8 protein-coding genes and 1 pseudogene are annotated in these 12,824 nt (G+C 58.9%); 6 read left to right on the forward strand and 3 right to left on the reverse strand.

Going from position 1 to position 12,824, the window contains the following annotated elements; genetic code table 11:
- Positions 1–128: 128 nt before the first annotated feature.
- The 4 genes from EDF39_RS02650 (at position 129) to EDF39_RS02665 (ending at position 4,709) form a co-directional block, all read left to right on the forward strand.
- A complete protein-coding gene (locus EDF39_RS02650; RefSeq protein ID WP_123940247.1) occupies positions 129–1,619 on the forward strand; it encodes a hypothetical protein in 1,491 nt (496 codons plus the stop codon).
- 79 nt (positions 1,620–1,698) lie between these two features.
- Positions 1,699–2,598, forward strand: coding sequence for a DNA adenine methylase (locus EDF39_RS02655; RefSeq protein ID WP_123940249.1), 900 nt, complete (start codon positions 1,699–1,701; stop codon positions 2,596–2,598).
- Positions 2,599–2,971: 373 nt separating this feature from the next.
- Positions 2,972–3,211 (forward strand): hypothetical protein, encoded by a 240-nt coding sequence (locus tag EDF39_RS02660; RefSeq protein WP_123940251.1) that lies wholly within the window; start codon positions 2,972–2,974, stop codon positions 3,209–3,211.
- Positions 3,150–4,709 carry a deoxyguanosinetriphosphate triphosphohydrolase family protein gene (locus EDF39_RS02665; protein ID WP_123940253.1) on the forward strand — a complete coding sequence of 520 codons (1,560 nt, stop codon included), beginning with the start codon at positions 3,150–3,152 and terminating at the stop codon, positions 4,707–4,709. The genes EDF39_RS02660 and EDF39_RS02665 overlap by 62 nt, the downstream gene beginning before the upstream one ends.
- 272 nt (positions 4,710–4,981) lie before the next feature.
- Here EDF39_RS02665 and EDF39_RS02670 read toward each other — a convergent pair whose 3' ends face one another.
- From EDF39_RS02670 to EDF39_RS02680, 3 genes and pseudogenes are all read right to left on the reverse strand, one after another.
- The gene (locus EDF39_RS02670; RefSeq protein ID WP_123940255.1) at positions 4,982–5,380 is read right to left on the reverse strand and encodes a hypothetical protein; all 399 of its coding nucleotides are present in this window, start codon (positions 5,378–5,380) and stop codon (positions 4,982–4,984) included.
- On the reverse strand, positions 5,373–5,906 hold the full coding sequence (locus EDF39_RS02675; protein ID WP_158613134.1) for an ImmA/IrrE family metallo-endopeptidase: 534 nt from the start codon (positions 5,904–5,906) through the stop codon (positions 5,373–5,375). The genes EDF39_RS02670 and EDF39_RS02675 overlap by 8 nt, the downstream gene beginning before the upstream one ends.
- A gap of 135 nt (positions 5,907–6,041) precedes the next feature.
- Positions 6,042–6,311, reverse strand: a pseudogene (locus tag EDF39_RS02680) (YfbU family protein); the annotation flags it as partial.
- A gap of 935 nt (positions 6,312–7,246) precedes the next feature.
- Here EDF39_RS02680 and EDF39_RS02685 point away from each other — a divergent pair.
- On the forward strand, positions 7,247–10,204 hold the full coding sequence (locus tag EDF39_RS02685; protein WP_158613135.1) for an RHS repeat-associated core domain-containing protein: 2,958 nt from the start codon (positions 7,247–7,249) through the stop codon (positions 10,202–10,204).
- 1,072 nt (positions 10,205–11,276) lie between these two features.
- Entirely contained in the window at positions 11,277–12,389 is a 1,113-nt protein-coding gene (locus EDF39_RS02695) for a CHAT domain-containing protein (RefSeq protein WP_158613136.1), read from the forward strand.
- Positions 12,390–12,824: the final 435 nt, after the last annotated feature.

Below are 12,824 nucleotides of genomic sequence, written 5' to 3' on the forward strand. Positions count from 1 at the left end.
TGTCCTGATCTGATCACAGCTGCCCGTCGATCCACGCTGATCACCCGACCATGTGCAAGCGCGCACCTAAACTCGCCGGGGGAGTCGATAGCAGGGTCAACCGAGATCCAAACTCCAATGGGGGAATTATGAACGAACGCATCTCCGTAAGTTGGGACAAGCTGCTCGACTTGGTCCTCGACGACATCAATCCCCGTCATGAACCGACAAACGACCGAGAAGTCATCATCGACTACCTCGTCCACAATGAATCCGTTTACCCGCTGGCAGCAGACATTGCCCGATACGGACTCAGCCCGCTAGAAACGTTCGGAGGTATGCGCGCCACCGGCGACATTGTTGTGCTGGAAGGAAATCGGCGCCTCTGTGCACTCATGCTCCTCCATGACCCCAGCCTTGCACCATCTGCCGAGCGCACAGCCTTCACATCGCTCGCCGCGTCCTTCCAACCCGAGATAGTTGAGATTCAGGTGGTTCTCTTCCCCACACGGGAAGAGGCCAACGTCTGGATCGAACGAAAACATCAAGGGGCCGCAAACGGCATTGGACCCCGTCAGTGGAGCGCAGTCCAGCAAGCACGTCACTTTGGCGAGAAATCACAGAACGCGTTGGCGCTCCGTCTGCTCGACCTCGCCTTCGAATTCAAATTCATCACAGCAGATCAGCGGAGCAGCCGTGTGATCACGACTGTGACGCGTTACGTGTCGAACACCGTCTTTCGAGAGCAGGGTCTCGGGATCACATCTGGACGGTCCTCAGCCGAGGTCAAATGGGACACTTCCAAGGCCTTGTTCAAGAGACGCCTTGAGCGGTTCATGATCGACCTATTTACCGAAAAGGGGCCGGTCAACTCACGATCGAAGTCACCTGAACGCGAGGAATATGCCAGAACGGTTCTAATTCCCCTGGACCCCTCTGCCGCCTCCGAAGAAGGCAGCGACGATGACGACAACTTGCCCGAGGACAAGGTGGACAGTCATGAAGGACCCCGAAGGGAAGAGGCCCGCGACGCGGTCGAGGCAAGTCCGCCGACTCTAGAAGGACAAGGTGGCGGAGGGGAAGCAAGATCAGATCCAGGTGGGAAAATGAAGATGGGCGATGCGGGGGCTGCATCCGGCGTTAATGCCAGCGCCAGCCCGGCAAACCGGCTGCCCAATCCGAGCGCCCGCTATCGGTTTTTCTCAGAGAACAACGGCTTCGACGTCACGGGGGTGAAATTGCAGCGCATCGTTAGCGAACTTGGTCGAACAGACAAGAACCATCCCCTCGCCGCCGCCATTCTTGCGCGGGTCCTCATCGAGTACGTCACGTTCTTCTACAGCGAGAACCAGATGGGCAAAGAGGTCGATGACCGCGCCAAACTTCATAATGTGGTGGTCTGGGTGTGCGAGGACCTTGAGAACAAGTCCAAGAAGGGCGGTTCGATCACTCTCACGCGTGACGAAAAAAATGCCCTACGACGTCTTAAGACCGGGGCGCCTCAGCACTCCTACGTCTTCAGCGGCTCGTATTTGGGGGCGGTGGCTCACGGACACGGCTTCCCAGAGTGGAACGCTTTGATCTCGAATTGGGATGAGATCGAGGCCATCATTGTTTGGCTTGCCAACAGCACGGATTGAAAACGGGTGCAGGACCTACCCCGCCCGGCGGTCGCGCTCCGTTAGCGTCTATCCAAGACCTCATCACGGAAAGACCCGCATGCCTGTCACGCCTTCACCTCTCCGATATCCCGGAGGAAAAACGAGCCTGCAAGGGCTCACGACCCAAATCCTGACGGACAACAGCCTGCGACGCGGCACCTACGCGGAGCCGTTCGCCGGGGGTGCGGGTCTGGCCTTATCGCTTCTCTTTCGCGGGGACGTGCGGAGGCTTGTCCTCAACGATCTTGACCCTGCAATCTGGGCGTTTTGGAACGCAGTCCTCACCGAAACCGAAGCGTTCGCCCGCATGATCGAAGCTGCCGACATATCCATGAGTACCTGGCAGATGCACCGGGACGTGATCACCCACCAGGACGACGTCTCTCCCGTCGACCTTGCTTTCTCGACGCTCTTCCTCAACCGCACCAACCGCTCTGGCGTCATCTTGGGTGGAGTCATTGGAGGCAAGGACCAGACCGGACCGTACAAACTGGACTGCCGTTTCAACCGCGACGACCTGGCCGCAAAGGTGCGTCGGATTGGGCGCTATCGCACAAGCATCGATCTGCACCGGAAAGACGGTCGACAATTCCTGACGGACATCGACGCGGCTTGCGATGGCGTGTTTTTTTTCATCGACCCTCCTTACTTCCATAAGGGTTCAGGGCTTTACGCGAACTCCCTTGAGTACAAGGACCACGAGATGCTTGCGGCAACCGTAACTGGGCTGCGCAATCCGTGGGTGCTTACTTACGACTGGACCCCAGAAATCCGCGACCTGTATGGAGACTTCGACCACCACCAGTTCGACATCAACTACAGCGCCTCCGTCAAACGAGTCGGTCAAGAGCTGCTCGTCGGTAGCCGCGGACTTCACGTCCGTCACGCCCTCGAAGGCCGTGGATTCGATCGAGACGACAAAGCACAGCGACGACTAGCCCGAGCCGCCGCGTCTTAACATCCTGCCCCGGACGATCAGACAGGTGCTTTCGCGCGAGGCGCAGCTCGTTCGCTTCGCGGAGTAACTCTTTGCGCGCCAGCCCTCAGACGCCGAAACGGACCAGGCGACCGGTCGCTTCCTAGACGCCAAATTGGCATAGTGAACGCATCCAGCTACGGCGAGTTGGAGCGCGTCTCGAAATGCAGTGCAACCCGCGTGACGATGTTCGCGACGCGGGCGACGAACAGAGCGCGAGTTGGCGCACGCCGAAAGTACCCCGACTTTGTGTGCGCCGTGACGCCATGGGGGACCGGCATCTGTTAAATTGGAATGTGCGTCGCTGGCTACGAGAGGCGCGGGCGTGAGCAACCGACGAGATAGGGCGATGGCTATGGGCAACTTGGTCGCAATGACATTTGATGAGCAAGTGAAAGCGCTGCGGACGATGGCAGACGAACTGGTCAAAATCCTTCGCAATGCGGGACTTCCGCTGAACGTCGACGAAGCTCTCAGGCAGGCGGCGCGAGCCCTGACCGTGGCCGTGTCAGAAATGCGATTTGCTCTCTCGTATGCGGCGAGCCGCAAGATGGTGCGCATCGACCGGATCAGCGACACGCTCCAAGCCGCGTAGGCCTGTCGTGGGGGAGAACGATGGCACTGCTCTGCCTGGACTTGTTGAGCTGTCTGACGGATCGCTAGTCGTACCGGATCAGCAGGAACGACGGCACGCCAGGAAAGAACCTTCCGAGGCGACTGGAGATGACGTCCGGACGGAAACGGAACGCGATCGTGGGCGGGTTGCCTACTCCCCATTCCTTCGTCGACTTGCCGGAGTAACGCAGGTCGTAAGCCCGCAGCTAAACAGCACTCGGTTTCACACGCGGGGGTCGCACAGTCATAAGGTGTCGTTGCTGTCCAGGGAGATTGCCGAGCAGCTTGTCCGGCGTGCGCACCGAGAGGCCGCCATCGCGGATGTTATTCGACTTGCGGGAGGCCTTGATGTGTCTGCAACTGAAACAGCGGGCCTGGCTCACGACCTCGGGCACCCACCCTTCGGGCACGCGGGTGAGCAAGAACTCAACAAGTGTCTCCGCGATGTGGGGGTGTTCGATGGGTTCGAGGGAAACGCTCAAACATTCCGCATCGTCGCCAAGCTCGCTGTCGGGAGGCTTGGGGATCCTGGACTGAACCTGACTAATGTGACCCTCGCGGCGGTTGCCAAGTACCCCTGGGGTCGACCCAGTGTCACCAAGAAGGCCCTGCCTAAGTTCGGGGCCTACAAAAGTGAAGCAGAGGACCTAATTCGTGTCCGCGGTGCCATCGGGCTTGGCGATCCGGACAACCCCCTACAGCAAAGCCTTGAAGCCAGCATCATGGACCTGGCGGATGACATGGCCTATGCCATCCATGACCTCGAAGATTTCCTGGCGGCCGGAGCAATCAATCCGGGGCGCGCAATCGCCAGCATCACCAAAGCTCTCGAGGACCTCGACGCCGACCAGGCTGTCCAAGACATCTCCCAAAATGCGTTCGTCGTCGAATCCCGCGACCTCGCCGAAGGGCGTGAGGGCTTCTTCTCCATGGGACAGTTCCGTGAGGCCTTGAATGAAACCCTAAAATTTCTTCAAGGGTCAGCTGCTGCAACGGACGAGACTTATATCGAGCAGGTAAAGCTCCGAACTGATCTCAGCGGGCAGATCGCGGACTTGTTTGGAGGCATCACAGTCCGCCCAACCGGCCCCTACGCAAACGGCCCCATGGTGTATCTGGAGCCGCGCGCCTGGCACCAAGTTCAGGTCCTAAAGGTGATCACGAAAAAGTTTCTCGTTGTGACGCCACGGATGGGTTACATCCAACAGTCGCAACGTCAAGTAATCCGTCAACTATTTTTTCGCCTCGTCACGTGGCTGAAGACCGGCGTCGACTTCGGGGAATTGCCGGCAGCATTTCAAGAAACTTTGGCTTTATCCAATGCGCACCCTGTGGTCGACAACCACTTGTTTGACCAGCACTATCGAGCCATCAGTGACTACATCTGCAGTATGTCCGATCACGAAGCACTGGAGAAATCTCAGTGGCTGAACGGGACGGAAGTACCCGGCATGATTACTCTGTCGTCGCCGGCGTAATCGCAGGCGCCGCTTCGCGGATGCTTCGGACGCTGGAGAGGGGGGGATAAGCCCCAAGTTGACGCCAGTTTTGGGGTACTCAAGGTTACTGTTGAGAGACGCGTAGACCCGCATTCAAGTACATGCGATGTTGTTGTAGGAAAGTATGTTTCTGCACTCACTAGCCAGCGATGAACGTCCGAGACTCTTTCTCAGCGGCGGGCAGGTGCAGTCCGCGGTCGCTGGTTACGAGCAACTCAGCTGCTCCCGGCGTCCCGCGACCTGGTCAGCGCTCAGGTAAAAAACCCCTTAAAAATGACTCGCGCGGCAACGACAAAAACCCCGACAACCGCGGATGACAGCCACAAAAGATCCAAGGAGACGCACGCCCAGTAGAGCACAGGCGCGGAGATTTTCTTCTCACGGAAAGCAGGCTTCATGAGATGACCGAACTCGCGTTCGGCTAGGTAGGCGAAGAAGCTTGTGGCGGGATGAAACAGGAGGAAGTATTTGAGGGCCTCCGGGATGCCCGAGTTGTTGGCAACGTAATCAACTTGGCTCTGATTCTCGGAGGGCGTTTGAGAAGTGACCTCCGGAGGCTCGCGGGGTTCGTCAGCGGACTCCTTGAATGCCTCGGCGGCGAGCTTCTGACGTTTGGACCTCGCGGTGCCGTCGGGGGTATCGCTATCCATTGACGAGCAATTTGAGGTTGTTCAGTCTCCAATAAGCAGAGTCGCGCGAGGTGTCGAAGATATCGGCCAGATCATCAATGTCGTCGAGGCGAGCCCACTCACGCCGGACAGCTTGTTCAGGCATCAGGAGGGCGGCGGCCAGCATGTTGGCCTGGACTTCCTTGTACATGTCATCGGGTTTGTCGTAGTCCGCGAGCGGTTTGCGATCCTCGATGAACTCAAAGTCTCGGGCGGGGTCGTCATGCAAGACGGCGTGCGAAAGCTCGTGCGCGATCGAGAACCGCTGCCTTTGCGGGAAATCAAACGCATTCACTTCCAACAGGTAGTCGAAGTGCGCCGCTGACGTGTGCCTTTGGATGCGCGCAGACACAGTGTCAGGACTGAAATCGACCATGACCACCTCGCAGCCAAAGTTTCGCGCAAGACGGGTAACGTTAACTGGGGGGCGCGACGACGCGTTCGCATCTTCCCGCATTTCCACGGCCAAGCGCTCAATGGCGCGGGGCGAAATAAAACGAGGGGGCATGAGCGCAGTGTATTGCCCGAACGGATTCATGTCCGGCGGCAGCCCGAGCTGACCTCAAATTCCTGCGGGACTTCCTCGGCCCCGTTACCCTTAGAGGTTGCAAGACGCGTCGAGCCGCCGCTGCTCTACCTGCTCCTATTTACGCGACGCGTACACGGACGCCTGCCCAATCCGCGTCACTTCCTTCGCCGAGAGAAGCAGGTCGTCTCGGGTGAACTGACGTTCGCGAGAATTGAAGATGCGTCGGTACTCGGCCAACATGCGCAAACAGACGTCGAGCATGGGTGAGTGCGAGGTTCCGTTGTCATTGGCTTCCAGAATCGGTCTCGGCGATGCCCTGCGGTCGGTGGAGACCATGTAGTTAACGTAGGAGCCCATGTGGCTTTCGAGGTTGTAGTCGAAGCCGACGAATTCCTGGCAGGTTGAGGCCTAGCGGGTGTCGACTCAACGTGATGCCATCTGTAACGGCGCGCTCGCGCGACTCATCTGTGCCGGCACTTGGACGAGGCCGCGGGCACGACGCTGAGAAGCGGGTTCCCAGAAAGGCTCCCGGTAGTTGTACGGGCCGCGTGCTGCTTCGGTCCATTGGTAGCAGTGCGAGGCATGTCCCTACAGCGCAATCGACGCGCCGACTGCCAAGTCCGTGGATCGCGGTACTGGCTTCAGAAGGCTTGTGATGAACGGTGCATCCCGTCTTAGCCGCGCGTGAATGGCCAAAGCTTTCCACATAATTCTTGGCTCCATCACCACTCCCCCGTTTGGGGGGTAGACCCTCCGTGCAGGGGTCAATACTGTCGCCTAGGACAGTCGAATCGTGAGGGGCGACTGCTCAGATCACATTTTCCTCCGCCTGCCCAAGGCGGTGATTGTCGCGCCCAAAGGTGGGCGCCTGTGCTCAAGGGGGCCAAGTGGTGTCAAAAACTTCTCGCAGGTCTAGGGGCAAGCGCGCCGCGCTTCGCACCGGACTAATCGCTGTTACATCCCTTGCTCTAGTTGGGGGGGTGGCGCAGGCAGCGCAGGCAGCCTTGCCCACAGGGCCGTCGACTACGGGTGTAACGGGATCCAGGCCAAACGCAACCCAGCTGTCCTTCCCTGTCGACGACCGAGTCCAGGCCAAAGTTGACGTGGCGACAGGCAACCTCATGGTTTCGACGAATGGGTTGTCTCTTGTGGGAGTCAGCGGCTCTGTGCCTGTCGGGGCCACTTACAACTCGCGAGGATGGCAGAGTGCTACCGATACCGGTCTGGCCCATGGGTGGACGCCAAACTTCGCTGGCACGGGTAGCCTCACCACAACGAGTGCGGGAGTCGTTCTAACACAGACCGATGGATCAACGTGGGTGTTCACTTCTCCCCCGTCAGGGTCGAATGCCTACGGCGCGCCGGCAGGGCTCAAGGTCGCTCTGGCTAAGACGTCATCCGGTTTCGAACTAACCGACCTGTCTTCGCGGCAGGTCACGACCTTCGACGCCAACGGCAACGCTCTCTCTGTGGCGGATAAGAACAGCAACAAGACGGTTATCAACCACGACAGCGCTGGCAACGCTACATCGATCGTTTCAACGGCAGGGCCAGTTGATGCGCGAACCGCAACTCTCGCGGACAACGCCACCGGATACGTCTTCTCCCAGACGAATGTCTACTCGACGAGGAACGTTAAGTACACGTACGAGGGTTCGAGTGGGAATCTCACCCAATTCATCGATGCTCTTGGTAAAACGACGTCGTTCACGTACTCCGGAACAGACCTGACGAAGATTACTTCACCCACGGGCGCAACAACCTCCTTCACCTACTCCGGTAACAGCCACAAGGTCACGCAGGTCGATCAGTCGAACAGCACCGTCGGAGCATCGGGTACTTCTACGACGCGGCTCAGCTACCCATCAGCGACGCAGACGTTGGTAGCTGGCCCCAATACGGATTTGGGCACTCCGGTGGCATCCGTCCCGAACACAAAATACACGATCGATTCGGCTCAAAATCTCGTGACCAAGGCCATCGACGCCGAGGGTCGAGAGCGGGGGGCTTCCTACAACACCCCCTATAGCCTGGACGCGAAGACATCGACCGTTGGGTCAACAACATCGTCGACCACCACCCAGGAAGCCACAACTGGCACGTTCGGTCAAAACAACAATCAGTCACTGACTGCGGTGCAGGGCCAGGGCGGTGCAACATCCACGACGGCTTACGGCTCCGGGTCAACGGCTTACATGCCCACGAAAACCACTCGCGACTCGAACATCGCCGCTGGGGGCGCGTACAGTTCCGAATCGATTGACTACGGCTACGACGGTCTCGGCAACTCGATCTCGTCGTCCTCCGGTGTAAGCGGCGGCGGGCAGGTCTCCGCAGCGATCACTCGGAACGGGGACGGCACAGTAGCCACCGCAACAGCTCCGGACAATGGAACGAATAAGACCGTCTACACCTACAATTCAAACAAGCAACTGTCGAAAATTACGCCTGTGACTGGATCAGGTCTTGGCGTCAAGAGCTTCTCGTACGACGACTTCGGTCGGATGTCTACCCAGAGCGACGGGGCCGGACGAAGTACCACCTATACCTATGACAAGAACGACAAGCTCTTGACAACCGCTTTCTCAGACGGCACCGGAACTGTTACCAACACCTACGACGACGCGGGCAACCTCCTGACGCAGGCATCGGCCTCCGGAACAGTCACCAACGCGTACGACCAGCTCTCCCGCCTCACCTCCACCTCGAACAGCGCCGGTGGCGGGACGATCAGCTACGGATATGACAAGGCATCGAACCAGACGTCGTCAACCGACTCACTAGGAACCTACACAAATACATTCGACAACTCTGGCGCGCTGGAGATCACAAAATACCCCAAGGCTGGCGGATTCCAATACACGGACTACGCGACAGACGACCATGGCAGGCGCACCGACACGTGGTTGCAGGCGTCCGGCACATTCGATAACGCTACGACGTCGACTTACCCGAGCAAGTGGGCTGGCCACTACAAGACCAGCTACGACGGAAACGGTCGAGTTTCACGCATCATTGCCGAAACGCAGGCCGCTTCAAGCGCGCCAACCACTGTGTTCGATACCAGCTATTGCTACAACGCCGCGACCAGCACGGCGACTTGTTCGAACGCCAAGGCAACTGATACGTCAAAGCTCCAGTGGTCGAAAGACAACCAATCGGGGCAATTGACAAAATACGCCTACGACAACGGACGCATCAAGAGCGTGACCCAGTCCGGGGGAAGTGCGAACACTACCTGGGCCTACACCTATGACAACCGGGGGAACCGCCTAAGCGCTGCTGCTACGGGTGCAACTACCAAAACATTCACCTACAACGCGGCCAACCAAATTACGAACACTGGCTACTCCTATGATGGGGCTGGCAACCTTACGGCTACCCCGACGCAGTCATTCACCTACAACGGGGCACAGCAGATGACCCAGGCAACGAAGGATGGCAAAACAACCGCCTACACCTACGTAGGAGCTGCGCAGAATCAGGTTCTCTCTGAATCCACTTCGACAGGTAACACTTACAATCTTGTATATGGTAAATCCGGTATTATCCAGTACAAGGTTAACTCCAACGTCGCCGACGTTTATTCCGACCCTGTGACTGGGCAGTCGACCATGTTGACGACTTCGTCGGGAATCGCTTGCATCTACGTGTTCGACGGCATGGGCAACCCGGTGGGCATGCTCACGGATTATGCAACTCAGGCGTTCAACATTGCCTACGACCCTTACGGAGTTGGGACCCTCGCTGACGATTCGTCGACCGGCGGCGGTTACACGCAGAACCCCTACTCCTTCAAGGGCGGGGTGCAAGACCGGGCCTCCGGCCTCGTCAAATTCGGTATTCGTTGGTACAACCCTGCTACGGGCACATGGACTCAGCAAGACACCTTTGACGCTCCCCTAGACCCCAAGAACGGTAATCGGTATCAGTTCGCTGGCAGCGATCCCATCAACGGGTCGGACCCCAGTGGTCGATGGGTCCTGGGTGGGTCCTTGCAGGTGTGCGACGTCATCTGTGGAAGCATCGGAATTAGCCGTGACGCTAATGGCGATTATGGGGTGTCGTTCGGACTTGGTACCGGAACGCCGGGTGTTTCGGCTGGACTCCAAGGGACTGGAGGAACAGTGCAATCGGGGCCGAGCGCCGAACTCGGCTGCAGCGCCGGGCCCATTGGCGGCTCCGTCAATCAAGATGGACAGGTTTCCGGATCAGTGGGGGAAGTGTCGTCACCCCAGTGCTCTGCAACCGTGAGCTACACCCAAAAACTCACCTGACGACATTAGTGAAACGACGATAGAAAGCACAACATGGTTCTCCTAGCCCTGCTCGCAGCGAGTCCGAAGTCCGACTACGTTGCACCCCCGTGGCTGATTGCCATCGTGGTGATATTCATGATCTGTGTCGCGGGTTATCTTTTGATCCGTCGACGAAAGTAAGACCGAAAGAGAAGTGAAGATACCCCGGGCACAGGCCGGGGTATCTTCATTTATCCCGCGAAGACCCTTGATGCGTCGCGAACGCAGAGATCGATCTCCCTGTCTGGGCTGCGGTGTGCCGATTTGGTGGTAGCAGCGAATGTAATTCATCAGGCCACTAACAAAGCCGCCAGCCCTCTCCGGTGTCGACTTACGCCTAAACACCTTTGACTTCGTAGAACCCTTCAGGGTGCAGCTCTCACCGCCTCGCATCTACGGTTGGCCAGCTTGGGGTCGACGGGCTCAACCCATGCACTGTCGATTCGACGCTCTCGCCTCTGTCGAACTGTGGGTGGCCAAGGGTAGCGTCGCAGCATGACAGATAAAGGGTGGCCGAGAGATAGGTACGTAGGGCCAGGCGGGGGAGAGTACGTCGGTCCTGGTGGCGGCGAATACGTTGGACCGGGTGGAGGGCGCTATGTCGGCCCCGGAGGCGGAATGTATGTGGGCCCCGGAGGTGGCATGTATGTAGGTCCTGGAGGGGGCTTGTACGTAGGCCCGGGAGGTGGCCTGTCTGTTGGCCCTGGTGGTGGTCTGTCGGTGGGCCCCGGGGGTGGCTTGTCTGTTGGCCTCCGCGGAGGGTTTTCGGTTGCGCCGGGCGGAGGGCTTTACGTAGGACCGTGTGATCAGCCCTACACGAGCAACGTGCCGCCATGGGAGGTCTTCATTGCCGAGCTGCGGGCACGGGGCATGGACAACTATGCCGATCAAATAGCTAAGGCCCGAGGTATTCGCGGCTAGCTGGCTAGCATCGAGGTCACCTGCACACTTCAAGGCGAGATCCGGCGGGCAGAGTGAGCCGATCGAACTCTCAAGTACGAAGACGACCAGCAGGGCGAGAACGTCCTACTACATGGGGATGAGGACGCATTTGAGCAAGTCAGACGAGGTACGACGGAAACTGGCCGAACTAGCCAAGAAGCGGGCGGCGCTAGAAACCGAGATCGGCAAGGCCGAGAAGAGGAAGAGCGATAAAGAAGCGGAGGTCGCTTCAAGGTCAGCCCGCGCGTCCTCCACAAAGAGTGATTCGAGCCGCCGGACGTATCTGCGGCAAGCAGAGACAGCTCGGAATGCCGCGCTCGGAGAGCAAAAGAAGCTCGCCTCGCTCGCTTCAAAGCGCGCCGACCTTAGTAAGCAGGAAGCGGCCGGCAACCGAGATCTCAACAGCGCCATCCAGCGCGAGAACACTCTTGCGGCGCGGCAGGTAGACAAAGATCGCCGCGATGCGGAAACGGCACGCCGTGCAGACGAACGTCAGCGACAGCAGGATCGCCTCGAACAGCAACGCCACCGTGCGGCCGTAGCCAATCAAATTACTCAGTCCGAAGGGCGCCTGGGCGCCCAAATCGCGGCAATTCGTGAGCCCAAGGCTGAGCCGCTCAGGATCCTCTACGGCACCGCAACGCCCGATGGTGAGCTTCGGGTCAGCCAAGAGATCCGGCGAGTGGAGGCCGCCGTGCGCGCAGCCGTGCATCGAGACCAGGTCTCCATTCGGCACGCACCCGACATCACAAGCGGCGACCTACTCGATTACGTCACGTCCTTTCAGCCCCACGTCGTTCACTTCTCAGGACACGCGAACGCTGAGGAATTGTTCTTCGACGACGGTTCGATGGAGGGCGGCTACCAAAGTGTCCCCATTCAATATTTCATGGACGCGCTATCTGCCGCGGACGAGCCGCCGCAACTAGTCGTCTTGAACGCCTGCAAGTCAGCCGAAAATCTCCAGCCGCTTCTCGCCCGAGTGCCGATGGCGGTTGGGATGAGCGCCTCGGTCGGTGACCCGGACGCCATCACTTTTGCAACCCGCTTTTACCGCGCGCTTGCTGACGGGCAGTCAGTTCAGGGAGCGCTCTCGCTGGCAAGCGCCGACATGAAGATGAATGGCTTGGATGACTATGACCTACCCACCATCGTTGCCGCAGACGACATCGACCCAGCTACGGTACGACTCGTAGTCAACGACAGGTCCGAACGGGAGTAATGAGTCGCTCCAGCACCAGAGCTCGGTGCGCATTGAAGATGAAACAACTGGAGCGAGTTGCCGATAGGGTCCCAGCCCTGACTTGCCTCGCGGAGCCAGCTAGCAGAAACCGCGAGATGGGGGACTTCCTGAACATCCTTTCCACGGGCGCAGCCTCGGTGCCACCAGAGCTGGCTCCTGGCCGTCGGCAACATGTTCGTGATCTCGTTGTCAGCGCGTCGGGGTCCCGTGGCCGAAATGGAAAGGGTTCCAGGGCGATGGAATCACAAAGCTCGACGGAACCGTTGGCGAGAAAAACTCTTATGGAAACGACGCCAACCCGCCCCGCGGCTAGCTAGCTGCCCGCGCGGTCATTTCTTGGCGCGCTTACGTCCGTCCCGCCCGCAATAAGCCTGGGGGCCTTGTTCTCGGCGGATAGGTTCGTTGCCGCTTCCG

Origin of the sequence: Frondihabitans sp. PhB161 (assembly GCF_003814635.1) — a bacterium.
Classification (GTDB): domain Bacteria; phylum Actinomycetota; class Actinomycetes; order Actinomycetales; family Microbacteriaceae; genus Frondihabitans.

Bases quoted from the DNA above. Each gene is read 5' to 3' on its own strand.
- EDF39_RS02670 (WP_123940255.1), bottom strand. From the start codon at position 5,380: ATGGATAGCGATACCCCCGACGGCACCGCGAGGTCCAAACGTCAGAAG.
- EDF39_RS02655 (WP_123940249.1), top strand. From the start codon at position 1,699: ATGCCTGTCACGCCTTCACCTCTCCGATATCCCGGAGGAAAAACGAGC.
- EDF39_RS02675 (WP_158613134.1), bottom strand. From the start codon at position 5,906: ATGCCCCCTCGTTTTATTTCGCCCCGCGCCATTGAGCGCTTGGCCGTG.
- EDF39_RS02650 (WP_123940247.1), top strand. From the start codon at position 129: ATGAACGAACGCATCTCCGTAAGTTGGGACAAGCTGCTCGACTTGGTC.
- EDF39_RS02660 (WP_123940251.1), top strand. From the start codon at position 2,972: ATGGGCAACTTGGTCGCAATGACATTTGATGAGCAAGTGAAAGCGCTG.
- EDF39_RS02665 (WP_123940253.1), top strand. From the start codon at position 3,150: ATGCGGCGAGCCGCAAGATGGTGCGCATCGACCGGATCAGCGACACGC.